25 protein-coding genes are annotated in these 24,810 nt (G+C 38.1%); 9 read left to right on the top strand and 16 right to left on the bottom strand.

Annotated features, from left to right (window positions below; all coding sequences use genetic code 11):
• Positions 1-66: 66 nt before the first annotated feature.
• From AC04QZ_RS18025 to AC04QZ_RS17955, 15 genes are all read right to left on the bottom strand, one after another.
• Positions 67-1,014: a glycosyltransferase family 2 protein gene (locus AC04QZ_RS18025; RefSeq protein WP_086545299.1), complete on the bottom strand. Its 948-nt coding sequence runs from the start codon at positions 1,012-1,014 to the stop codon at positions 67-69.
• Between the two features lie 170 nt (positions 1,015-1,184).
• On the bottom strand, positions 1,185-1,754 hold the full coding sequence (locus tag AC04QZ_RS18020; RefSeq protein ID WP_478358889.1) for a DUF4199 domain-containing protein: 570 nt from the start codon (positions 1,752-1,754) through the stop codon (positions 1,185-1,187).
• Positions 1,755-1,770: 16 nt separating this feature from the next.
• Positions 1,771-2,439 (bottom strand): hypothetical protein, encoded by a 669-nt coding sequence (locus AC04QZ_RS18015; protein WP_478358888.1) that lies wholly within the window; start codon positions 2,437-2,439, stop codon positions 1,771-1,773.
• A 90-nt stretch (positions 2,440-2,529) separates the two neighbouring features.
• Positions 2,530-3,786 (bottom strand): dihydroorotase, encoded by a 1,257-nt coding sequence (locus tag AC04QZ_RS18010; protein ID WP_478358887.1) that lies wholly within the window; start codon positions 3,784-3,786, stop codon positions 2,530-2,532.
• Positions 3,783-5,822 carry a BatA domain-containing protein gene (locus tag AC04QZ_RS18005; RefSeq protein WP_478358886.1) on the bottom strand — a complete coding sequence of 680 codons (2,040 nt, stop codon included), beginning with the start codon at positions 5,820-5,822 and terminating at the stop codon, positions 3,783-3,785. The genes AC04QZ_RS18010 and AC04QZ_RS18005 overlap by 4 nt, the downstream gene beginning before the upstream one ends.
• A 60-nt stretch (positions 5,823-5,882) precedes the next feature.
• Entirely contained in the window at positions 5,883-6,287 is a 405-nt protein-coding gene (locus tag AC04QZ_RS18000) for a hypothetical protein (protein WP_478358885.1), read from the bottom strand.
• Between the two features lie 58 nt (positions 6,288-6,345).
• Positions 6,346-7,806, bottom strand: coding sequence for a nicotinate phosphoribosyltransferase (locus AC04QZ_RS17995; RefSeq protein ID WP_478358884.1), 1,461 nt, complete (start codon positions 7,804-7,806; stop codon positions 6,346-6,348).
• A gap of 21 nt (positions 7,807-7,827) precedes the next feature.
• On the bottom strand, positions 7,828-8,559 hold the full coding sequence (locus tag AC04QZ_RS17990) for a metallophosphoesterase family protein (RefSeq protein WP_478358883.1): 732 nt from the start codon (positions 8,557-8,559) through the stop codon (positions 7,828-7,830).
• A gap of 2 nt (positions 8,560-8,561) precedes the next feature.
• A complete protein-coding gene (locus AC04QZ_RS17985; RefSeq protein ID WP_478358882.1) occupies positions 8,562-9,104 on the bottom strand; it encodes an RNA 2'-phosphotransferase in 543 nt (180 codons plus the stop codon).
• Entirely contained in the window at positions 9,094-9,747 is a 654-nt protein-coding gene (locus AC04QZ_RS17980; RefSeq protein WP_478358881.1) for a DUF4291 domain-containing protein, read from the bottom strand. The genes AC04QZ_RS17985 and AC04QZ_RS17980 overlap by 11 nt, the downstream gene beginning before the upstream one ends.
• 25 nt (positions 9,748-9,772) lie before the next feature.
• Entirely contained in the window at positions 9,773-10,294 is a 522-nt protein-coding gene (locus tag AC04QZ_RS17975) for an O-acetyl-ADP-ribose deacetylase (RefSeq protein ID WP_478358880.1), read from the bottom strand.
• A 16-nt stretch (positions 10,295-10,310) separates the two neighbouring features.
• Entirely contained in the window at positions 10,311-11,795 is a 1,485-nt protein-coding gene (locus AC04QZ_RS17970; RefSeq protein ID WP_478358879.1) for an ADP-ribosylglycohydrolase family protein, read from the bottom strand.
• Positions 11,796-11,824: 29 nt separating this feature from the next.
• Complete coding sequence (gene prs, locus AC04QZ_RS17965; RefSeq protein WP_478358878.1) at positions 11,825-12,658, bottom strand: ribose-phosphate diphosphokinase; 834 nt, start codon at positions 12,656-12,658, stop codon at positions 11,825-11,827.
• Between the two features lie 68 nt (positions 12,659-12,726).
• On the bottom strand, positions 12,727-13,419 hold the full coding sequence (locus AC04QZ_RS17960) for an NUDIX hydrolase (protein ID WP_478358877.1): 693 nt from the start codon (positions 13,417-13,419) through the stop codon (positions 12,727-12,729).
• 71 nt (positions 13,420-13,490) lie between these two features.
• Positions 13,491-15,053: a L,D-transpeptidase family protein gene (locus AC04QZ_RS17955; protein WP_478358876.1), complete on the bottom strand. Its 1,563-nt coding sequence runs from the start codon at positions 15,051-15,053 to the stop codon at positions 13,491-13,493.
• Positions 15,054-15,328: 275 nt separating this feature from the next.
• Between AC04QZ_RS17955 and hisG the strand changes: the two genes are divergently transcribed.
• From hisG to AC04QZ_RS17910, 9 genes are all read left to right on the top strand, one after another.
• Entirely contained in the window at positions 15,329-16,180 is an 852-nt protein-coding gene (hisG, locus tag AC04QZ_RS17950; RefSeq protein WP_086545283.1) for an ATP phosphoribosyltransferase, read from the top strand.
• Positions 16,181-16,229: 49 nt separating this feature from the next.
• Positions 16,230-17,510: a histidinol dehydrogenase gene (gene hisD / locus AC04QZ_RS17945; protein ID WP_478358875.1), complete on the top strand. Its 1,281-nt coding sequence runs from the start codon at positions 16,230-16,232 to the stop codon at positions 17,508-17,510.
• A 106-nt stretch (positions 17,511-17,616) separates the two neighbouring features.
• Positions 17,617-18,657 (top strand): histidinol-phosphate transaminase, encoded by a 1,041-nt coding sequence (gene hisC, locus AC04QZ_RS17940; protein WP_036670380.1) that lies wholly within the window; start codon positions 17,617-17,619, stop codon positions 18,655-18,657.
• A 1-nt stretch (position 18,658) separates the two neighbouring features.
• The gene (hisB, locus tag AC04QZ_RS17935; RefSeq protein WP_086545281.1) at positions 18,659-19,792 is read left to right on the top strand and encodes a bifunctional histidinol-phosphatase/imidazoleglycerol-phosphate dehydratase HisB; all 1,134 of its coding nucleotides are present in this window, start codon (positions 18,659-18,661) and stop codon (positions 19,790-19,792) included.
• A 66-nt stretch (positions 19,793-19,858) separates the two neighbouring features.
• Complete coding sequence (gene hisH / locus AC04QZ_RS17930) at positions 19,859-20,491, top strand: imidazole glycerol phosphate synthase subunit HisH (RefSeq protein ID WP_478358874.1); 633 nt, start codon at positions 19,859-19,861, stop codon at positions 20,489-20,491.
• A 1-nt stretch (position 20,492) separates the two neighbouring features.
• Positions 20,493-21,242: a 1-(5-phosphoribosyl)-5-[(5-phosphoribosylamino)methylideneamino]imidazole-4-carboxamide isomerase gene (gene hisA / locus AC04QZ_RS17925; RefSeq protein ID WP_086545279.1), complete on the top strand. Its 750-nt coding sequence runs from the start codon at positions 20,493-20,495 to the stop codon at positions 21,240-21,242.
• A 180-nt stretch (positions 21,243-21,422) separates the two neighbouring features.
• Positions 21,423-22,187, top strand: coding sequence for an imidazole glycerol phosphate synthase subunit HisF (gene hisF, locus AC04QZ_RS17920; protein WP_478358873.1), 765 nt, complete (start codon positions 21,423-21,425; stop codon positions 22,185-22,187).
• 34 nt (positions 22,188-22,221) lie between these two features.
• Positions 22,222-22,845, top strand: a complete 624-nt coding sequence (hisIE, locus tag AC04QZ_RS17915) for a bifunctional phosphoribosyl-AMP cyclohydrolase/phosphoribosyl-ATP diphosphatase HisIE (RefSeq protein WP_478358872.1) — start codon at positions 22,222-22,224, stop codon at positions 22,843-22,845.
• Positions 22,846-22,927: 82 nt separating this feature from the next.
• On the top strand, positions 22,928-23,827 hold the full coding sequence (locus AC04QZ_RS17910) for a WD40 repeat domain-containing protein (RefSeq protein ID WP_478358871.1): 900 nt from the start codon (positions 22,928-22,930) through the stop codon (positions 23,825-23,827).
• 108 nt (positions 23,828-23,935) lie between these two features.
• Here the strand turns inward: AC04QZ_RS17910 and AC04QZ_RS17905 are convergent, their stop codons facing one another.
• The gene (locus AC04QZ_RS17905; protein WP_478358870.1) at positions 23,936-24,721 is read right to left on the bottom strand and encodes a C40 family peptidase; all 786 of its coding nucleotides are present in this window, start codon (positions 24,719-24,721) and stop codon (positions 23,936-23,938) included.
• Positions 24,722-24,810: the final 89 nt, after the last annotated feature.

Genomic DNA, 24,810 nt, shown 5'->3' with positions numbered 1-24,810 from the left:
AAAAGGTAGAAGGTAAAAGGTTGAGGGTTTATGGCGTATAAAACCTTACGCCTTAAACCTTTTGCCTTATACCCTCTTCTCGATTAAGTATTGATTTCTTTCTGGCGCGTTACGCGATAATAATTCGGCAATAAAACCTGCCAGGAACATCTGCGAACCTACTACAATGGCAACCAGTGATAAATAAAACAAGGGCTGATCGGTTACATCACGATAAGCCTGGCCTTGCCATATCAAATATTTTTTTTCGAACAAAATATATAGCGCCATGATGATGCCGATAAAGAAACTTAAAACGCCTAGTGAACCAAAAAAGTGCATCGGGCGCTTGCCGAATTTACCCACAAAGAAAATAGAGAGTAAATCTAAAAAGCCATTTATAAACCTGCTGAAGCCAAATTTGGTTGTGCCATATTTACGTGCACGGTGTTCTACCACCTGCTCGGCTATTTTACTAAATCCGGCCCATTTAGCAATTACCGGGATATAACGGTGCATTTCGCCATAAACTTCGATCGTTTTGATTACGTCGCTACGGTAAGCTTTTAATCCGCAGTTAAAATCGTTCAGTTCTATGCCGCTCATTTTGCGCGTAGCGGCGTTGAACAATTTAGTCGGGATAGTTTTTGTGATCGGATCGTAACGTTTCTTTTTCCAGCCTGAGATGATATCAAGTTTTTCTTCTTTTATCCGGCGGTATAATTCAGGGATTTCATCCGGACTATCCTGCAGATCAGCATCCATGGTAATGACCACATCGCCCTGAGTAGCTTCGAAACCAACATTTAAGGCGGCAGATTTACCGTAATTCCTTCTAAATTTAATGCCTTTTATAGCAGGGTTTTGAAGTCTTAAGTCTTCAATCACCTCCCACGATCTATCGGTACTACCATCATCAACCAAAATAATTTCGTAACTGAAATTATTGGCAATCATCACTTTATCAATCCATGCCGTTAATTCCGGCAAAGATTCATCTTCATTAAATAAGGGTACTACAACTGATATATCCATTTTTGAGTATTATCGTCATTGCGAGGAGGAACGACGAAGCAATCTATTATAAGATTGCCACACCCCTATGCGCTTTCCGCGCTTCGTTCGCAATGACGCATTATTAAAAACGTGCAAATTTCATCAAATTAAATGATAAAACCTGCACGTTCAAAATTTTATAAAGGAAATTAAGATTCTTTCGGGAACGAGTCGAATACAACAGGTTGTTTTTTCTTCAAGATAGCGGAAAGGATTAAAGAAAGAACGCCATATAATGCCAGTGAAACTCCAAAACTGGTGAAGATGTTTTTAAAAGTAGGCTCAAGTTTCTCCTGCATATTTCCACCCTTAGCTATTGCCTCATCAATTTGTTCACTAGCCATTCCAAATTTTTCCATCATAGCCCGCTGTGCACTTTCGATTGCAGCAGCAGCCTTTTGCGGAAGATCGGGATCAATAAATTTCATGAGTACAACATTGTAAAGTGTTGCAGTTAAGGCCAGAATAAGGGAGATGATTAAAAATGCTTTGAAAGCTTCTCCAAACGTCCAAAACCCACCTATTTCTTTGCGGATATTGATTCCCACCACTACTAATAGTGCGATGAATAAAACGAATATACCTATCTGAGCCACAAAACTTGTGTAAATCAATACCGGATCTATAAAATGCAGGGTTAACGATACAATTATCGAAACCGCAGCGAGCATTAATCCATTTTTAATAGCTAATTTGGAAATAAGAGCACTTTTGTCCATAATTTTAAATTTTAGTTTAATTATTAATTGTTGTAATTAATATATAAGTAGCAGAATCAAACGATTTGTTACTACTATACTGTATTATTTCTTTAGTTGTTTCTGCACTTCCCTCTACATCAAGGAAAAAGATCATAAAAGGTACAAATAATTCTTGCATTTCTTCACTGACATTCAACTTCGCTGCTGCTTTGCAGATTTCTTCCACGCTGGTTTCTGCCAATTGCTGGTTGCTGATCAGTTCTTCATAAATTTCGAATTCATCCTGAAACTCATCGTCTTCTACCAATAAAAACTCCTTTAGGAAATCGCCCAACTCAGGATCCAAATCTTCGTCCTTACACTCTTTAATGTAAAGCAAAAGATTTAACAATTCCGTACCTCTGTTAATGGTTTCTTCTTCAATATTCGCCCACTCATCACTTTCTAAATAGTCGTCTTCCAGTTTCTGCACATCACTGCTAAAGAAATTCACCATCAATAAATCGAAAAATACTTCGCGTAATTCTTCAAATTTCGGATGAGAATCGAAAACAGCATCAAAAGCAGTAGCCTTATCTAAAAAGTTAACATCAAGTTCAAAAGCAGCCAATAATTCTGTTTCAAAACCGTCTACATTGGTAGCCGAAACTTCAGCGTACTTATTAATGGCTGCACTTAGTGCTTTTTTTACTCTGTTATCCATAGGATCAATATTTTTAGTATTTAAGGATTATTACATCAATAGTCATGCTGTCCCGAAACTTCGGGTTCAGCATTTATAAGTTATTTTTAACTAATTCTCCCAGTACTGATTATTGTTATAAACCAATTTTACTTTTCCCGTTAGTTCTGTATTCATTAACGGACTATTCGCCGATTTTGAATGGTTATTTATGGCATTGTATAACCATTTTTCTGTTGCGTTAAAAACAGTAAAGTTGGCTTCAGCGCCTTCTTCGACTACCGGAACAGCTAAATTTAATAATTTACGTGGATTAATAGCCAATTTCTCCGCAATTAAAGTGATATCCAATCCGGCCTTTAATAACAATGGCAATACAGTTTGCAAAGCAATAATGCCATAGTGGGCAATTTCGAACTCTACATTTTTAAATTCGATTTCCTCCGGGCGGTGCTGTGAAGTAATGGCATCGATGGTTCCATCTTTTAAACCAGCCAATAATGCCTTTACATCTGCTTTTCCACGCAGTGGTGGCTTAACCTTATAGTTGCTATCAAAATCGTTTAAAAGTTCTTCTGTAAACACCAGGTGATGCGCTGTTACATCACAGGAAACCTGAATGCCATCTTTCTTTGCCTTACGGATCAAAGCCACAGCCCCTGCAGTTGAAATATTACTGATGTGGATTTTGGTTTCATTATACGAAGCGAGGAAAATATCGCGGGTAATGTGCATTTCTTCGGCCAATGCAGGTAAACCTTTCATGCCCAAAAGAACAGAGTTTTTACTTTCATTAATCTGTGATTTGCCAGCTATCGATTTATTTTCGGGATAAACCATTAAAAGTGCATCGAAACCTTTGGCATATTGTAGAGCACGACTCATAAAACCATCATCCTGCAAGGCCCTATCCCCATCAGAGAAAGCTACTGCACCAGCCTGTTGCATATCGAAAAGTTCGGCCAGTTCTTTCGCTTCGCGGTTCTGGCTTATGGCCCCAACCGGCAACACATCAACCAAATTGTTTTTGGCCCTATTGATGATATATTCTACCTGGGATTTTGACTGTACAACCGGACTGGTTTGCGGCAATAAAGCTAAACCTGTAAAACCACCAGCTTTTGCCGTTGCCGTTAACGTTTGAATATCTTCCTTAGTTTCGAAACCTGGATCGCCGGCTACGCAGTTTAAATCGAAAAAACCTGGCGTTAAAAAAGCACCTTGAGCATCAAAAACAGTTTCGTTTTTATCGGCAGTTAATTTACCTATGTTTTTAATTTTACCATTATCTACCCGAACATCGCATTGCTGGTTATTAAATTTACTTTGCGGATCGGCAATGGTTACATTTTTAACTAGGAGATTCATATTGTTTTTTTTGTGTTGTTAAAAAATCGGATGAGCAAAATTTCTGCTGCAATAAAAATCAGCGACAAAATTAGACAAAGTTTCCATAAAGTCTGCCCGATTTTATCGGTGCCTGCAATTAATTTAACAGCATCTTTATCGGTATCGAAAACTTTGAGGTTACTTTTGTCAGCTAACTGATCGAGCTCGGTTTTACTTAAATAATGCATATCAGACTCTGTTCTGCCATTGTTGAAACTATAAACGGCAAGCAGGGAATCTGCAAGCTTCAGGTTATAGAAGCCTGCACTTTTTATCTGATCGGCAATGTAAATCAATGTTTTTCCATCTGCCTGACGGATTTCAGGAATGGCCTCAAAACGATCGGCTGTTATTTTTAAGCTTTGGTTTTTACCAAGTATGATCTTTTTACTCGCTAAGGCATTATCATTGCCAAGATTGTAGTATAAAGGAGTTTCATTTCCACCACTAAGTGCAATACGGTAGATTAAGGGAACAAAAACCGGATGACGGGCCAAATTCCCATCACTTGTATTTAATCCTGAAGCTGATAAATAAACCTGTCCGTTCCCGACCCCATATTTAGAGAAAAAAGGCTTCCTGCCCGGCAATAACATAATATCCTCCCTGGCGGAGGTATTTTTTTCTACAAATGAATAGTAGCGCGAAACAGCTGGAAGATCTAAATTTTTAGGTATTTCTTCAAAAACAGTCTTGAAAATGGGGTTTTGCAGGTCAATCTGATCAACCTTGCTTGCTGAGGTATTCAGTGTTTGAATTGCAGGAAGTGACAATCCACCTAAAAACGAATTATAAGTTTGAATATCGGCATCTAAATCAGGGAAAAGCACCACCGTACCACCTGCATTCAGATAGGTTTTTAGCTGCTGCGCCAAACCTGTTGACGGATTTTTTAATCCGTTTAGCACAATCAGCCCATAACTGGCAAAATTGCTATAATTTACATTACTCTCGGCATTTTCAGTAAGTTTATAATAAGGGTCGGCTGCAAACAATGCTTTAATATAATTACCTGCATTAATGCCATTGACGCATAAAACCGGGAAGCTTTCATCTACTTTAAAACTGAAAGAAAGTGTATCATCAAAAGTCACCGGAAAATCTTTAATGCTGATCACGCCTTTTTGCCATCCTGCGCCCAGTCCCGAAAAGTTCAAGGTATCCTTAACTGTTTTACCGCCCGGAATCGTTACTGCCCCTAATCCCTTTTGCTGATTATTGATACTCAGCTTTAAGGGAATATTTTTCGCTTCTTCTTCTGAGTAATTTTTTAACTGTACGACTAATCGTTCATTCGCACCTGGTTGATGATTCGGGGAAAGCGTCCAAACACTATCTACAGCAATATTGGGCAGCGTATTGGCATTCAGTTTCAAAAATGAATATTGAATGTCGGCTTTTGTATCGAGTTTATTGGTGGTTGAAATATTCTTTTGAAAATCGGAGATCAAAAAGCTATACTTATTTGCAGAACCAGTTAAAATATTGCCCTGTCTGTTTAGTATCTGTTGCAGGTTTCGGTTAGCTGCCGAGATTTTAACATCATCAAGCGCTTTTAAAAACGCTTCTTCATTTAACAGGCGTTGATGCTTTCCTTCAAAATTATTGGTTAATAACTGAAAACGATCGTTCATACCGAAACCTTTAACCAGTTCTTTTGCCCTCCGCTTGGCTTCATCGAGCAGGTTGCCATCTTTATTAATGGCTTCCATGCTGTAAGAATTATCGATATAAATGCTTACTATATTGTTTAAAGCAGTTGTTTTTTGGTTGTACGCCGGGATGTAGGGCTGGGCAAATGCCAGCACCAAAAAGATGATCGCCAAAATCCGCGACAACAGTATGAGCAGGTTTTTAAGTTTTTCTTTGGAAGAATTTTGCTGCTCTACTTCTTTTAAAAGCTGAACATTAGAGAAATAAACCTTTTTAAACTTCCTGAAATTGAATAAATGAATGATAACCGGGATGGCAACCGATATTAGTGCGAAAAGAAAGCCCGGATAAAGGAAATTCATTAAAAACCAAAGATAGAAAAATTATGTAAAGCGGCGAATTTCAAATGTAATATTTGGATATCAATATGCAAATCCAGGAAATTCGATATTTACAACTTTCCAGCTATTGTTGTGCAACGCAAAATACAGTTTAAAGGGTCCGCTAACGATTTTCGATTGTTTTCGAATCACATCTCTGTAACCCGCAACGCCTTCAACAAAGCCCATGCCCTTACCATCGTTCAGCAGTTCAAAATTAACATCAATAATATCGTACCGGCCACCAACATATTCATCAGATTGACCAAAAACACCTTTCAATCTCCCGATAATTACATCTTTACCGATTATTTTATTACCTGGAAGGATAAAAAAATCATTCAATTCGTCGGTAATAGCCTTAGATTGCTTAAACCATGCGTTTATAAACCTAATGGCACTATTTACGATATCAGCCTGATGGTTAAATGTGGAGTTGCTCTGCATTGTATCTTTAAAAATTAACCGACTAGCTTTTGACTAGTCGATTAAAAACTTGGCGAAGTTAATTATTCTTTAGCCTTTCTCTAATTTCTGCGAGAGAATAATCGGACAATAACTTTCCATCTCTAAAAATTTCTTTCAATTCGCCTTGTGCTTCCTCCTCCCAGGTGCATTGGTCTTTCAGCTCATATTCACCTTTGTCGTTTTTAAAAATCTGCAATAATCCCTTCGCCGATTTCTTGGTTCCGTCGTCGGTAATCGGATCTTTAAATATTTCACGTCCAATACCATCTACCTCACCATATGTAGCTTTCATGGCAAAACCAAAAGTATCGCGTGTATTGTACTGATACGTAAATGAACCAATACCAAAAACTACGTTGGTAGAGGCAAAACCTTTCGATTTTAAGCGTTCGCAAATCTGAGTAGCTCTTTCTGTGGTGATACTATCGCCATAAATGGCACCAATTTGTGGGACCAGCTCCTTAAAGCCTTTATCATTAACTTTCCCTCCAAATACATCCCAAAGCAACTCAATTACACCTTTTTTCTCGTTTTCGTTTTTACCGTTGGGGTTTCCGCAGATGATATCAACCGGATCACCCGAATCTGGCCTGATTACTACTTTACCTGAACGAGCGGTAATATCATGTTTTAAAACTGGAAGATATTCGGTCAGTACTTTCCATAAATCCCAGGTATCGGAAACGATGGATACAATTCCTTTTGGGTAAACTTCTAAAATCAAGCGTTTAAAGGTTTCAAGTTCCCCGGTGTTGGTTCCCATGCACATCACAGAATGTTCCGTTGCGGCTACGGAGCCACCGATGAGCTCTTTATCCGAATCTGCATGATAATATTCTTCTAAAAAGTCAATAGCGGGAATGGTATCCGTCCCGGTGAAGCTCAGTAAATGGCCAGCTGCTGAAGTTACTGCAGCTTCTATCCCTCCCATGCCACGCATAGAGAAATCGTGACCCTGCCAATCTACAAATTCTGGTACGGATGAAGTTTCTGCTGCATATTTATCCAAAATGAGCCGGTATTGTTTAGCGATGGTAGCAGAATTGCATGGCAGCCAAACCACAGCTGATAATAATGTTTCGAAATAGTTAGTTAACCAGAAAAATTCGGGTTTGGTATTATACATGGTAAACATGGGTACGCGCAATGGCACTTCAGCCCCCTCTGGTAGTGATTTAAAAACCATAGGAATATAGCCCAAATCGTGTAGATCGCCGATGTGCTGCGTACCTACTAAATTTTCTCCTAAATAATTGTTAATCCTGCGGGCATATTTTTTCAAAATTTCTTCTTTTGGTTGTTTAAAGAAGTTTTGGTTAAAATCTTCAATAATGTACTTTTTGATAAAATATTGCAAACCAAAAAGTACCACATGGTTTACGTTTGCGAGCCTGCTTTTTCTGGGTGTCCAGTTAGAATAAACCAATGTGGTATTTTCAGGGTATTGTCTGCGGTGATCTACTTTGTATCCGTCTGTTAATAATAATGGGTTCATCATGGTATTTTATGTTATTATAAATTATTTATTTCTTCCTTTTTCGTTTGGATACAGGCTTTGTAGAGTATCGCTTTGCCAAAATTCTTTGGTTTCGATATCCAAACAAGTTAATTTTCCGGTAAATGCAGCACCGGTATCGATATTCCAAACATTACAACCCTGCATGGGTACGTTCATATTATAATAGAGCGTTGGGGTATGGCCGATGTAGATTTCATGATAGAGCAATAAACGTTTAGGATAAAGTACCGAATTTTTTTTGATCCTCTTATCCATAGTCAGGGCCATTTCCCAAAGCGTCCTGTCCCACGAATAATTGGATGAATAACGTTCTTTCTCCGGACCGTGCATGGAAGAAAAACCCGCGTGGATAAAGAGGTTGTTCTGCTCATCCACGTAGTAATCATTCATCCGTTCAAAAAAGTTTAAGTGTTCCTGCCTGATCGCATCAGAAATATCTTGGTAACTCTCCATGGTTAATTTACCGCCATGAACAAACCAAACCTCATCTATAATACCGTTTTCGAGCCAATCGATACACCAGGCATCATGATTACCTTTGATAAAAATGCATTGATGGTTTTCTTCCAATTGGATCAGATAATCAATTACCTGTGCCGATTCGCTCCATCCGTCCACATAATCGCCAAGAAAAATCAGTTTGTCAGCTTTTGTTACTTCTGCACGCTCGAATAACTGGGTTAGGCCTTTCAATCCGCCGTGAATATCTCCTATTACTAATGTTCTGCTCATCTCTAAAACGCTATAAATTCAGCAGGCACAACATCTGTAAGCCAGACATTGTTATCTGATAAGTAAAATTTGTACCCAGCCTTATGCATAGCCCCACTGTTAATGGTGAGTATAACGGGTTTTCCTCTCCTACTGCCTACTTTATTCGCCGTTTCTCTGTCAGCGCTTAAATGCACGTGCTGTCTGCCCATTTTTTGCAAGCCCTGCGCTTTAATAGCTGATAAGAATTTTTCAACTGTACCATGATATAAGTATGCTAATGGCTCTGTTTCATTCAAGTTTAATTCAACAGCAATGGAATGCCCCTGATTCGCCCTTATTTTAGTTTTATCATCATTGAAGGCAAATCTTTTTTTGTCGTTATTTTCAACAATGTACTCAAGCAGTTCAAAATCTATTCGTTTATCATAGAGGTTGAATTTGGCCATTAGCTCATTAACATCTGCCCAGCCATTTTCATCCAGTTTTAGACTTATGGTTTCTGGTGAATGCCTCAAAACGTAACTTAAAAGCTTACTAATTCCTTTTGTTATTTTATTGTCCATGAGCTATCAGATTAATTTTCAATTTTTTGTTCAATGCATCATCTTCAAAGACAAAAGGTTTTTCTATCGGGATCATTAAATTCTCCAGCTGATGATTCTGAACAAATGCATGTTGTTCCTTTACAAACGTGCTAATATCTTCTATTAACAAAATATCATTTTTAGCGAAAGAATTAATGAATTTATCTCTCAATCCGATCTGAATTGCCCTTCTTTCCTGTTTTGCACCATAAGGATCGTGATCCGGATCCCATTGAAGTCGAATATTAGAGTTTTCCAGTTCATTTCTCCACTCTTCGTGAGAAATTCCCTTTGTTTGATCGTAAGAAGAGTACACCGCATTTTCTAAATAATTACGAAATGCAGAAATTTTAAGGTGTATTGCTAAAGTAACTTCTTGTCCTTCTTTTTTGCCCCAACCACTTCTGTACATCATCCATAGAAAATTAGGTTTGATCCATGTCATTCTGCTTAAACTGAATTCACCTCCAAAAAATTGATTTTTGACTGCAAATTCACCGATTTCTTTTCGGTAAGCCTGATAAACGATTATTTTTTCATCATCATACTGAGCCATAATATGGCATCCTGAAGTTGGCCATTCTAATATCTGTTCTTTATATTTTTTTACTGTTATTTTCATTTTGTAATTCTATTAACAACTCATATCATTGTTTAATGCGATTGAGTTTCTCATCATAGAGCCTGTAATTCTCATCGTCGAAGCAAACGAAGATTACCTTTTCTATTTTTTCTTTTTCAGCAAAATTATTTACCGTGGTAATGGCAATATCTGCTGCTATATCTTTAGGGAAATGATAAATCCCTGTACTGACGTTTGGAAAAGCAATAATCTTAACATCATTTTCAACGGCTAAGGTTAAACTGTTGCGGTAGCAATCTGCAAGCAAAGCATTTTTTTGTTCGCTATCACCATTCCAAACAGGCCCAACCGTATGGATCACATATTTTGCCGGTAAATTGCCTGCCGTGGTAATTACGGCATGCCCAGTTTTGCACTTTCCCTGTTTATCTCTGATGGCCACGCAAGCTTCTAAAATGGCTTTACCACCTTTTCTGTGAATGGCACCATCTACCCCACCGCCACCAAGCAAAGAACTGTTTGCCGCATTAACGATTGCATCAGCCTTAATTTCTGTTATATCGGCTTTGATTACTTCTAAAATCATTATTTTTTATTTAAAGTTACCTATACAACTCATCCCTAACTTCCATCAATGCAAAGCCCAAAAGGTTTAATCCTTTCCAATTCTTGGGTATTTTTGCATCAGCATTGTCTTCTGCCAACCCAATTCCCCAAATCGTATCAACCGGACTGGCCTCGGCTAAAATCTTATCTCCTGTATGGATTAAAAACTCTTTTAGCTCTTTATTTTGATTAAATTTATGAAAGTTGCCCTCTTTCACAATTTCATATCTGTTTTTTGACCAAATGGATTCATCATAATTTTTAACCTCACGTCCCAGTTTTTTAACTTCTTCCGGGGATTTTGAAGCTAAAATTTTATTTAATGTTTCACTGTCGTTAAATAATTCAGCTTTTTTACTCATCATCCAATGTTCAGCGGTTTTATATTTAATCTTATGTACCACAAAAGGAGAATGCCACCACTGGCTTAAGCAAGCTTTAGAAAGAACAACATCTTTTGAAACCTGATGCCCCCAAAAGAAAAAATACTCTTGTTTTTTTGTGTTTGATACCAGTTTCGCTATTGTATAGCGTTGCATCTGCTCATATTTAGTCTGTAACTTGTTACATAGATTTTCAATATCACCTTTTCTTACTAGCAAGCTTATCCATTTTTCAGGTATAGCTTCAAAACCATAAACCAAACCTGCTAAACCACCTGCAATAGCCGCAGTTGTATCGGTATCGTCACCAAGATTAACTGCTTTTAGAACAGCATCCTCATAAGATTTAGTAGTAAGAATACACCATAAGCTAGCTTCGAGACTGTGTAACACATAACCTGAACAATAAATCTCATTTTCAGTAACTGTTGATATATCATCTATTAAAATTCTATTAAATAGATTGATTTCCTTTGACTCGAAATTATTTTGTGCAATAAAATCTTTGAGCTTAAACTTCATATTATGGTATGCTTGATTCTTATCATTACCTTCTAACAGCTCCAAACCATAAATGATATAAATAAAGCAAGCAAAAACCGACCGAAAGTGCGCATGAGTAATGGATGAAACTTCTTTCACCAGCTGAAAAATATACTGCAAGTCGTTTTTACCTTGAAGATAAAATAGCAGAGGCAGAATTCTCATCAAAGATCCATTTCCATTATCCGTTTCTCCGCTACCTCCACATAAAACCGGATCAACTCCTTTAGCAATTTCCCGTATTGCCTTGCCGGTTGCAATCCCAATATCAAATACTTCTCCATGTGGGGTCCAGATATTACCATTGTACCATTTCAGAAATTTCTGGGATATATCCTGCAAATCATACCCATAGCTGAGACTTTCAGCTAAGCAAAAAGTTAGTGAACTATCATCGCTCCAAGTTCCAGCAGGCTGATTATGGGTTCCATGACCTTTCATACCTTCAACAGGGTTTTGCGTTAGATATGCTCTCGATTTAAATTCTACAGGAACACCAAGTGCATCACCAACAGCTAAACCAAAGAGGGCATTATGAACAATTTTGCTTTTCATTTCATGTTACTTTAATAATATATTTAGGCTTACAATATCTTCTGTAATTTTATCTGTGTTACCCCTTTATGATCAACCTCTTTGATCGAATCAGTAGTAAAAATCTGCTCAAAGTATTTGCCCAGTTCATCAAAACCTTTACTAAATATGCCATGACTAATCGCTAAATAAAGTTTCCCAGCATTTTTAGTCTTTAGCGCTTCAGCCAGACCAATAAAAGTTCCACCACCATCACAAATATCATCTACGATTAAACAATCAGCACCGGTTAAATCTTCCGCATATACTTTAAACCCTGAAAGCTTTCCTGTTTTCACATCCCGGCTTTTTGAACATTCTATCACTTCTGCACCACCTAAAAACTCAGATACTTTATAAATTTTCTTTAACGCGCCACCATCTGGAGATATAAGTTTTACATCAGTTCCAATTTTTGCAATTACCTGTTTTATAAATTCATGGTTTGAAATGGCAACACAGTTATTGAGCAATGCCGGACTTACTTCGCTATGCGGATCGAAAATGGTAACACTTGCTAATGCCATTGCATTAATAATATCGGCATAAACTTTTACCGATAAGGGCTCGCCTGGAATCATGACGCGATCTTGTCTAGCTGCAGGAAAATATGGTATAAAAAGATGAATCTCCTTCACCCCCATTCTTTTGAGCGCATCAACTGTAATACAGATCAGGCCTAAATCGTTAAAGGAATTTATTCGGTGTGTAATGGTAATAGGCAGGGCAGCATCAAAATTATTTGAAATTTTAATGTGTGGTTCGCCACCTGCAAATAAGAAAGATTTGTATTCGATTAAGTTATTTTCGCCTAGCGGAGTAAAACCCGGATTTAGATTTAACATATATTTGCGTATTATTTACACAAATATAAAAATCATTTTCAGAATCCAAAAAATAATTTGTGTTTATTTTACGCAAACCTAATGTCAAACTGGAAATTTTCTTTTAAAAGTTGGTTATATTTCGGCTTATCGAAAGTAAAAAGCTTCCCTGGTCTACCACTAACTCCGATTTTAACCACTTTATCAGTTTCTTTAACAATTCCAAAACTTAGAATTTTTTTTCTGAAATTTCTTCTGTCGATATCTCTTTCTAAAATGGAACAGTATAAATTCTCCAGATCGGAGAAGAGGAATTCTAGATCTAATAAGTCAAATCCGATTGGCTGATACGTCAATTTGCTTTTTAGCCGCTGATGCGCCAGGTTGACCATTTCATTATGATCGTAACCCAACTGTGGAATTTCATCAACCGGAAACCACCTGGCATCTTTGGCGTCAGTATCGGCCTTTAACACAAAGTTTTTCGGATTTACCAAGGCAAAATAGGCTACAGAAATTACCCTGAAGCGTTCATCACGGTTGATATCATCACCAAAAGTCCCCAACTGTTCAAGATAATTTACGGTAATACCAGCCTCTTCTTTCAGCTCCCGCTCTACAGCGCTTATTAAAGGTTCATCATTTAAAATAAATCCACCTGGTAAAACCCAGCGATCGGCTAACTTACCAAAACGTTGCTGAACAGCCAGTACATAAAGCGTTCCTTTTTCATAGCCAAAAACAATAGCATCAACAGCGATTTTGATATTTTGATCGATCATTCTTTAATTTGTGTTAAAACAACACAAAGTTAATCCTTTTAACGAAGAAGATTGAATCTGTTAATTAAATTCTACCTAAACTTCTTCATCGCAACCCAAAGTTTTTCGTCCATGCCGTAAACATCAGGCCTGTATTCGATCCTATCGTTTTGAGCCCATGCCGTGATATAGGTAATAATTAACGGAACATTTTTCTTTGGCGCAAACCAAGCTGGTTTTAATTGAAAAGTTTTAAGCGTATCAGCCTTTTGTGCCATGCGTTTTTTATACCATTTTACATGTGTACTATCTATCGGCGGCAAATCTACTTCAGCCCTGAGTTTATCGTAAGTGTAAGAATCTTTTACTAAAAGTTCGGCAAATTCCAAAGGCTTTTCAATACGAACACAACCATGACTGATTGCCCGATTGCTTAAGTTAAAACCGTTCTTGTTATTGGTATCGTGCAGGTAAATACTCGAGCTGTTATCGAAGATAAATTTGAACTTTCCTAAAGCATTTCCACCACCTGAACCTTGTTTAAATTTAAAGGGTAATTTATCACGCGAATACCTGTTCCAATTGATGGTATCAGGCTCACCAATTAGTTTGTCTTTATAGTAAACTTTAATGTTGCTATTTGATAAATAATATGGATCTTTTCGAGCCATCCAATAGATCTCACTTTGCGCAATACTTACCGGAATATTCCAGATCGGATTGGCCTGAATGGAGTTGATTTTACTGAACAATAAAGGCGTCTCATGATTCTTCGGTTTGTCATCTAAATTACCCGATTTTGCAAAGGCTTTTAGCTTATCTTCATAACCGTTTTCACGCTTCCCACCCACACAAACTTTCATCGTAATTACCGTATCGGTTTTGTCCAGCCAGGTCAACCTAAAATCAGGGATATTTACCTGTACATAATTGTCTCCGGTCTCCGGCATTTTCCAGCGGAAACGTTCCATGTTCAACAGTAAAATTCGCTTCTCACTTTCAGCATCTGTATTTAAATAGGCCGACTGCAATGCTTTATACTGAACTGATTTTGGTTGAACGGATTTTAAGGTATCCACAAGACTTTTACTATTTAAAAGATTAGACATTCCTAAGCTATCCGGACGCCTGACTTTAATGTAATAACGTGAAAAAATGGTACGGGGATTTACCACCCCATATTTAAGGTAATTATTATAATTGAGATAAGCATTAGCCGACAATAATTCTAATTTCGCGATTACGGGATAACTTTCCTCTACCTTTTTAAACTTATTGGCTGTTAATACGGCTAACAAGCTTTTAATTTCATCTCCTTTAAAAATCTTTGGATTAAAGCCATGCACCTCACTCTGATCTAAATAGTTCACTAACGAATCTAGCTCACCATTAATATAAAATTGTGTAACCAGCTTAGGTTGAGCATAATTATCGGCATAAAAAGCTTTAATTGTTTTCGGATTAACGAATTTACCCGAAAGACTGTCCATTGTTTTCACAAAAATGCTATCATAAGCTACAGTATCGAAATCTTTGTAGATTTTATTCTTAAAATGTTCAGACAGTACTTTCCCAATCTCTGGTGGGCTTTTAAACCATCCACAGGCAGAAATAAATAAAATAAAGGGCAGAATTAGAAAGCGGAACTTTTTCAAATACGTAAAATTTTAATACAAAATAAGGGTTATTGGCAATAAAAACAGCATAATGGCAAATTAAGTGCCATTATTTTTTGTTTTCCCATTTCAAACACTATATTTGCCAGCGCTTATCAGCTAAAGCATTGATACTGGCAGAAATAATTTATGAATTTAACTTTGAACCATCACTTACATTTACACCATCGCCGATAGGCGATATGATATGTTTGTTTTGTACTTCAAAACTTTTTTCCGTAAAATAATTTCTTGTTCACTCTATATTCAATACTTTGAAAACACTTAAAATCGCTATCCAGAAGTCGGGTAGGTTAAACGAAAAATCTGTAGAAATACTTAAAAACTGTGGTTTATCTTTCGAAAACTACAAAAGCTCACTCATCTCAACCGTTACCAATTTTCCTTTAGAAATTCTTTTCCTTCGCGATGATGATATTCCTGAATATGTACAAGATGGCATTGCCGATCTGGGTATCGTTGGCGAAAATGTAATTGTAGAAACCAAAGCCGAAGTTGATTATCTGCAAAAATTAGGTTTCGGAAAATGCACTTTAAAAATCGCGGTTCAGGCCACCAGTAATATCCAAAAATTAGAGGAATTAAATGGCAAAGCTATTGCGACATCTTATCCCGTAATACTCGAAAAATTCTTACAGGAAAAAGGCATCAAATCTGATATCAGAACCATTTCAGGATCGGTAGAAATTGGTCCGGGTTTAGGCTTAAGTGATGCCATTTTTGATATTGTATCAACGGGTGGAACATTAAAGAGCAATGGCCTAAAACCTTTCGCTGATGTAATGCAATCGGAAGCCGTTTTAATTGGAAATAAATCGATAGCAGATAATCCTGAAGTTGCAGAATTGCTTCAACGCATCCGCTCTGTACTTAGCGCAAAATCGAACAAATACGTGGTACTAAATGTATCAAAAGATAACCTTCAAAAGGTAGTCGATTTACTGCCAGGTGTAAAAAGTCCAACCGTGGTTCCACTCTTCGAACCGAACTGGGTAGCCGTTCATTCTGTAATTGCTGAAGAAGATTTCTGGGATAAAATCAACAGTTTAAAAGCAGCAGGTGCCGAAGGTATTTTAGTAATGCCAATCGAGAAAATAATCAGATAAAATCGTTTAAATTCACATTAACTATTAGTTAATTTTAAATTATAAAACATTGAAAATCTACAATTATACAGATTTATATAAATCAAAAATTGAAGAACTTTGTTCAAGGCAGATTGAAGACGACAAACTGGTTGAAGAACGGGTAACCGACATCATCAGCACGGTAAAAAAAGATGGCGACCAGGCACTTTTCAACTTCGCAAAAGCGTTTGATAAAGTTGATTTGGAGAAGCTGTTTTTGGATGCTGAGGAATTAAAAGCAATTGCATCTACCATTCCGGCTGATGCAAAAAAAGCGATTAATACGGCCTATCAAAACATTAAAACTTTTCACCAGTCGCAGTTAAAAACTGAAGATAAAATAGAAACGATGCCAGGCGTTATGTGTTGGCGCGAATCGAGGGCAATTGAAAAAGTGGGACTTTATATTCCGGGAGGAACAGCCGTTTTACCGAGTACTTTTTTAATGCTGGCTACCCCTGCAATCATTGCCGGCTGTAAAGAAATTGTGGTATGTTCTCCTCCACAAAATGATGGCAAAACCAATTGTTATCTGGCCTACTGCGCGGTGCTTTTGGGTATCGAAAAAGTATTCCTCATTGGCGGCGCACAAGCCGTTGCTGCAATGGCTTTCGGAACGGAAAGCGTACCACAGGTATATAAGATCTTCGGTCCCGGCAACCGTTATGTCACTACAGCAAAAACGATGGTTCAAAATAAAGTAGCTATCGATATGCCTGCCGGACCATCAGAGGTACTGGTTATCGCTGATGAGACTGCCAACCCGTCATTTATTGCTGCTGATCTGCTTGCACAGGCAGAACACGGAACTGATAGTCAGGCTATTCTAGTGTCTACTTCTAATCAGATCATCGCTGAAACCTTAAATGAAATTGAAAACCAGCTTAATGTGCTCCCTAGAAAGGACATTGCAGCTAAGGCAATAGCCAATTCATATGCGGTTTTAGCTAAAAACCTGGAAGAGGCGATGCAATTTTCAAATGAATATGCACCAGAGCATTTAATATTGGCTACTGAACATTTTCAAAGCCTTATCCGATTGATTACCAATGCAGGATCGGTGTTTTTGGGTAACCTTACACCAGAAAGTGCTGGCGATTATGCTTCCGGAACGAACCATACCTTACCAACCAGTGGTTTTGCAAAGGCTTATTCGGGTGTATCTACTGATGCTTTTCTGAAAAAAATCACCTTTCAGCACCTTTCTGCAGCAGGATTAAACAACATAGGCCATACAGTTGAGATACTTGCCGCAGCAGAAGGCCTGGAAGCGCATAAGAATGCGGTGAGTATTAGATTGAAGAATTAAATTAAGGTAAACCTATATAGTGAGGCCGTCATGCTGAATTTATTTCAGCATCTATATAATAAAAAGACCCTGAACTAAATTCAGGGTGACGAATAAAAATATTAAAATGGACATTAACGATTTAGTAAGAGAAAATATAAAAAACCTTCGCCCCTACTCTACCGCCAGGGACGAATTTAAAGGTCAGGCATCAGTATTTTTAGATGCAAACGAAAACAGTTATGGTTCGCCATTACCAGCAAATTATAATCGTTATCCTGATCCTTTGCAACTGGATTTGAAGGATGCAATCAGCAAAATAAAAGGTGTGCCCATTGAGAATACTTTTTTAGGAAACGGTAGCGATGAAGCGATAGATTTATTGTTCCGCGCTTTTTGTAATCCTGGAAAAGACAACGTCATTGTGCTGCCACCAACTTACGGAATGTACGAAGTTTCGGCTAACATAAACGATGTAGAAATACGCAAAGTGAGCTTGCTTCCTAACTTCCAACTGGACATGGAAAAGATTGCAGAAACGATTGATAAAAACACCAAATTAATCTTCATTTGTTCGCCAAATAATCCAACCGGAAATTCGATAAACCGTGAAGATATTGAAACCATTTTAGCCAACTTTAATGGCATCGTTGTGGTGGATGAAGCGTACATTAATTACGCCCGTCAGAAGACCTTTATTCAGGAGCTAACTGAGTACGGAAACCTGGTGGTTTTGCAAACTTTTTCGAAAGCCTGGGGACTTGCTGCTTTACGTTTAGGCATGGCATTTTCTTCCACGAAAGTGATCGATGTTTTGAACAAAATCAAACCACCTTACAACATCAATCAGGCCACTCAGGATTTAGCTTTTGAAGCCTTAAAAAATATCGCTCAGGTGAACGATTGGATTAAAGAATCTGTGGCAGAAAGAGACCGTTTAAGTAAGGCTTTAACTGCACTCAATATTGTTAAAAAAGTATATCCTTCTGATGCTAATTTTATCCTGACAGAAGTTACCGATGCATTAAAAATTTACGATACATTGGTTGATCAGGGCATCATCGTTCGCGACCGTTCTAAAGTAACTTTATGTGAAGGCTGTTTAAGGATTACCGTGGGTACAAAAGAAGAAAACGATAAACTATTAACTGTTCTAGAAAATTTTTAAAATGAAGAAAGTATTATTTATAGACCGCGATGGTACGTTAAACATCGAGCCTGATGATGAACAGGTAGATAGTTTTGCAAAGCTTAAATTCTATCCGCGCTCTTTATATTATTTATCGAAAATTGCGGCCGAATTAGATTACGAACTGGTGATGGTGACCAATCAGGATGGATTGGGAACACTTTCAAATCCCGAAGAAAATTTCTGGCCGATCCACAATTTTATGTTGGATACTTTTGAAGGTGAAGGCGTTCATTTTAGTGAGATTGTAATTGATAGAACTTTCGCTAAAGACAATGCCCCTACGCGTAAACCAGGTACGGCTTTATTAACCAAATATTTCAGTGAAGATTACGACCTGAAAAACTCTTTCGTGATCGGCGATCGTTTGAATGATGTGGTTTTGGCCAAAAACTTAGGCGCTAAAGCAATTTTCCTCCGCCAGAATGATGCCTTAGGTTCGACAGAAGCCTTGGATAAACACGAAACTTTATTGGATGTGATCATTCTGGAAACCAAGAAATGGGAAGATATCTACAACCTGTTAAAAGCAGGAAGCAGAAAAATTCACCACGAACGCAAAACCAATGAAACTGATATCACCATCAACCTCGATCTGGATGGAACAGGAAAGGCCAAGATCGAAACAGGCTTAAACTTTTTCGATCACATGCTTGATCAGATTGCCAGACATGGAAGTGTGGATTTGGAAGTAATTGCAAAAGGCGATTTACATATTGATGAACACCACACCATAGAAGACACGGGTATTGCCTTAGGCGAAGCCTTTGCCAAAGGTTTAGGCAACAAATTAGGCATTGAAAGGTATGGTTTTTGCTTACCAATGGACGATTGCCTGGCACAGGTAGCCATTGATTTTGGCGGAAGAAACTGGATTGTTTGGGATGCCGAATTTAAACGCGAAAAAGTTGGCGATATGCCGACAGAAATGTTCTATCACTTCTTTAAATCGTTTAGCGATGCCGCAAAATGCAACTTAAATGTGAAAGCAGAAGGCGATAACGAGCACCATAAAATTGAAGCTATTTTTAAAGCCTTCGCCAAAGCCATTAAAATGGCCATTAAACGCGATGCCGAGAAAATGGTATTGCCGAGCACAAAGGGACTATTGTAACCCCCCGCCCCTAAAGGGGAGAAGACAGCAAATTGACGTTAAGATAAATTCGTTATAAACAATAACATGAACGATAGAAATTCAAAGTCCCCTTCAGGGGATTTAGGGGTTGGAATAGTAAATTACGGAGCGGGCAACATTTTCTCCCTTACCGCAGCTTTAGATCGCTTAAATGTAACCTATGGCATGGTAAATACAGAAAGTGACCTCGAAAAATATAGCCACATCATCATCCCTGGTGTTGGTCATGCGGGTGCAGCGATGGAAAAATTAAAGGGAACAGGCTTGGTTACGGCCATAAAAAAACTAACAAAACCAGTCCTCGGTATCTGTGTGGGCATGCAGCTCATTACCGAACATTCGGAAGAGGGCGATGCCGCGCTTTTAAATATCGTTCCGGTTAAAACCAAAAAATTCGATAAATCACTGAATATCAAAATTCCACACATGGGTTGGAATGCGGTAAGCCCGAAAAACAATTCATTATTTGAAGGTGTTGAAGATAATACACAATTTTACTTTGTGCATTCGTACTTTATTGAATATAACCCTACTTTTGACATCGCATCTGCTGATTATGGTTTAAAGTTTTCGGCAGCGGTACAAAAAGATAATTTTTACGGCGTTCAATTTCACCCCGAAAAATCGGGAAAAGCCGGCGAACTAGTATTAAAAAATTTTTCAAACTTAAGCTTATAAAATGTACATAATACCTGCTATTGATATTTTGGATGGAAAAGTTGTCCGTCTTCGTGAAGGCGATTACAACCAAAAAACAGAGTATGCTGTGTCTATCCCCGAAATGATAGAGAAATACCGTTCAAATGGCACCGATTTCATTCATATTATCGATTTAAACGGCGCCAAAGGAGATTTTAGCAATCAAAAAACACTTTTCGAGATTATTAAAAAAACCGAAATGAAAGTGCAGTATGGTGGAGGAATCAGAACCATTGAGCAGGTGACCAATTTGCTTGATGCTGGTATTCACCGCGTAATTGTAGGTACACAGGCCATTACCAATCCTGATTTCTTACCTCAACTCAGCGAGGCTTTTGCTAAAAAAGACGATTACGCCAACCGTATTGTGATTGCAATTGATGTTTTGGATGAAGTCATAAAATATTCGGGCTGGATGGAAAGTTCGCCGATTAAACTGATGGATTACGTTGACAAATGTCTCTCGCTAGGCTTTTTCCGTTTCTTATGTACTGATATCAGCAAAGATGGAAAATTAGGCGGGGCTGCTATCGATTTATACGAAAAACTGCTTGAACATTCGCCTATGATTAAACTGATTGCTTCAGGTGGTGTAAGCTCAATGCAGGATATCTACGACCTGGCCAAGTACCCGATTAGAAGTGTAGTAGTTGGAAAAGCAATTTACGAAGACCGCATTACCATCGAAGAGATTAAAGAGTGGAATTTGAAGGCGTTGAGCTCGATTTAAAGCGGAATTTTATATAATATTTGGCTCATTGTAATAGGCGATCGTCATGCTGCCCCGTACATCCGGGATCAGCATCTTTCATACAGTAAAGACCCTGAAATAAATTCAGGGTGACGAATCTCGCGAAGCGAAAGCTTTAAGATTGCTTCGTGCCTCGCAATGACGAAAACCCAAAAACACATGCTTTCAAAAAGAATAATCCCTTGTTTAGACGTTAAAGATGGTCGTACGGTAAAAGGTGTAAATTTTGTTGACTTACGCGATGCTGGTGATCCGGTTGAATTGGCGGCGCAATATGCACAACAAGGTGCCGACGAATTGGTTTTCCTGGATATTACGGCTACACACGAGCGTCGTAAAACGATGATTGAAATGGTTAAATCGGTTGCGAGGCAATTGAATATTCCTTTTACCATTGGCGGGGGAATAACAGAAATTGCTGATGCAGATGCGCTTTTAAATGCAGGTGCAGATAAAATCAGTATCAATTCGGCTGCTGTTCGGAATCCTAAATTAATAGAAGACCTCGCTAAAACTTTCGGGGTACAATTTGTGGTTTTAGCTGTCGACACCAAATATGTGGATGGTAAAAACATGGTTCACTTAAATGGAGGAAGACTAATTACCGAGCTGGAAACCGAAAACTGGATTAAACAGGCAGAAGATTTAGGCGCAGGAGAAATCCTCTTAACTTCGATGGATCACGATGGTACCAAAGCTGGTTTTGATTGTGGATTGCTTAGTAAAGTAAACCAAATGATCAATATCCCGATTATAGCATCAGGTGGAGCAGGCAGTATGGCGCATTTTACCGAGGTGTTTCAAAAAGCCAATGTTGATGCCGCACTTGCAGCTTCGGTATTTCATTATGGCGAAATCCTGATCCCTGATTTAAAACAAGAATTAAAAAGGAATAACATTCCGGTAAGAATATTAAACCCCTAAATCCCCTAAATGGGACTTAAAATAAAATACTTAAATGATTAAAAAAAAAATAGATCTTAGCCAAGTTGACTTTGGCAAAACTCCCCCTTCAGGGGGCTGGGGGGTCCCTGTAATCATTCAGGATTACAAAACTTTAGAGGTTTTAATGCTGGGCTATATGAATGCCGAAGCGCTGGAAAAAACACAGGCCGAAGGCAAAGTAACATTCTTCTCACGCTCTAAAAACCGCCTTTGGACTAAAGGTGAAACCAGCAACAATTTTCTTTATGTAAAAGAGCTTTTTGTAGATTGTGATCATGATACAATCCTGATTAAAGCCGACGCTGTTGGTCCAACCTGCCATACAGGTAGCCGCAGCTGTTTTAAAACGGATTACAACCAGAATTTCATTTTCGAACTCGAAAACATCATAAATGATCGATATGAAAACCCCGTTGAAGGATCTTATATCAACAAAATGCGCAACAAAGGTTTGAACAAGATTGCCCAAAAAGTTGGTGAAGAAGGTGTGGAAACGGTAATTGCTGCACTTGCTGAAACGGAAGAAGAACTCATTGGTGAAGCATCAGATCTTGTTTTTCACCTACTGTTTTTATTGAAAGAAAAAGGCTTATCTATTCAGGATATAGCTAAGAATTTAGAAAAAAGACACCAATAAAGGTTTGAGGTAAAAGGCCTAAGGTTTAAGGTGCTAGCTGCCTAACCTTATAGCCTAAACCTTAAACCCTAAACCTCAAGAAATGCTCAAACACCTACAAACCCTTCCCGGACACCAAAACCCTGTTTACGCTTTAGCCAATTCGGATGAGGAAGGTATATTTTTTAGCGCAGGGAACGATAAGGGTGTTGTAGAGTGGTCATTACATACCATGGCTTTTGTAAAGGTGAAAATGCCAGTACAGAGCTCGGTTTATTGTTTACATTATTACAATAAGCAATTATTTATTGGAGAACGTAGTGGTGCTTTTAGCGTTTATGACTTCAATGATCAGAAAGTAATTGCCAGAATAAATGCGCATACCAAACCCATTTTCAACATACAAACGGTAAAAGGTAAAAATGAACTTTTAACCACCGGCGAAGATGGAACGGTTGCGGTTTGGTCGCTGAACGATTTCACGGAGATCTACCGCTTCCAGGTGGCTTATGATACGGTTAGGGCCATTGCTATTGCGCCCAATGAAAATGAAGTGGCTTTTGGCTGTAAAGATCACCTGATCAGGATTTATAACCTCGCAGACTACAGCTTAAAACAATCTCTGGAAGGGCATTCATTACCTGTTACTTCTTTGGCTTATCATCCAACGGGTAAATACCTGATTTCGGGTAGCAGGGATGCCCAATTAAAAATATGGGATTTGCCGAATTACGAACTTAGGGAAACCGTTCCGGCGCACATGTTTACCGTTTACGATATTGCCTTTCACCCTACCCTACCTTATTTCGCTACGAGCAGCCAGGATAAAAGCATTAAACTCTGGGATGCAGAAAATTTTAAATTGTACAAGATTTTAAGCTTAGAAAAAGCAGGCACCGGCCATACCCACTCCATCAATAAGATTATATGGAGCCATGATGGTAAATACCTTATTTCTACAGGAGATGACAGACAGGTAATGGTTTGGGAAATGGAAGGCTAGTTATTGTAATATCGATAAGCTATCGTCATGCTGAATTTAGTTCAGCATCTTTCCTGATATAATAAAGACCCTGAAATAAATCCAGGGTGGGGCTCGCTTTTATCCCTACTATTCCACAAAGCGTTTAATAATTCTCAGCCTGTGAGAATATTTACCCAGTTCTTTATTAAAAATCCCCTGGTCATCAATCGGATCAATTTTAACCTTTGCTGAGGAGTGGATAATTTCATTCGGGTTCAACATAATACCCACATGGGTAATCCGGCCTTCATCATTATCGAAAAAAGCGACATCACCGGCTTTACATTCGGCCAGAAAGCCCACCAGCTCGCCTTGTTCTGCCTGTTGTGAAGCATCGCGATTTAACTTAATGCCTAACATTTTAAATACGGTTTGTACAAAACCAGAGCAATCTAAGCCAAACAAATGCCTTCCGCCCCATAAGTATGGAATGTTTTGAAAGAATTTAGCTGTTTCGGTTACCTGATCAGTAAAATTTACAGCACTGTTATCGTATGTTTCGAAATTCACTTTAAATTTTTCTTCACCTGCATAACAAAAACCATCTTTTAAAAAAGGGAGGTTACTTGCCGGACTTAAATGATACGAACTTCCATCGGCCGCGGTTAACACATTATTAAAACTTAATGGAGCGAGTAATTTACAATCGTGCATTGCTGCAAACTGGTTTTCTGAAATCGGAGCCAATTGTCTGAAATCCATCCAGCCTTCGTAACCATCATAGCCATTTTGAATGAGCCACCAGCGATCTTCCTTCTGAATAACTTCTACATGATCGCCGAATAACAATTGCGAAACAATTTCTGCTTTATCTGATGCATCAGCTCTTAAAGGTGCTACAGCAACCCTGCAAATACCGTATTGATTTTCCATTTAAATATGCTCGTGAAACTATTGTAAAACTAATAAAATACATTCATTGCCTAACATTTTACCTGCAAATTTGTTATTTTTATGATGAT

Source organism: Pedobacter folensis (assembly GCF_056490665.1).
The sequence above is the reverse complement of the archived record's forward strand: the minus strand, read 5'-3'. Positions and strand labels throughout refer to the sequence as shown.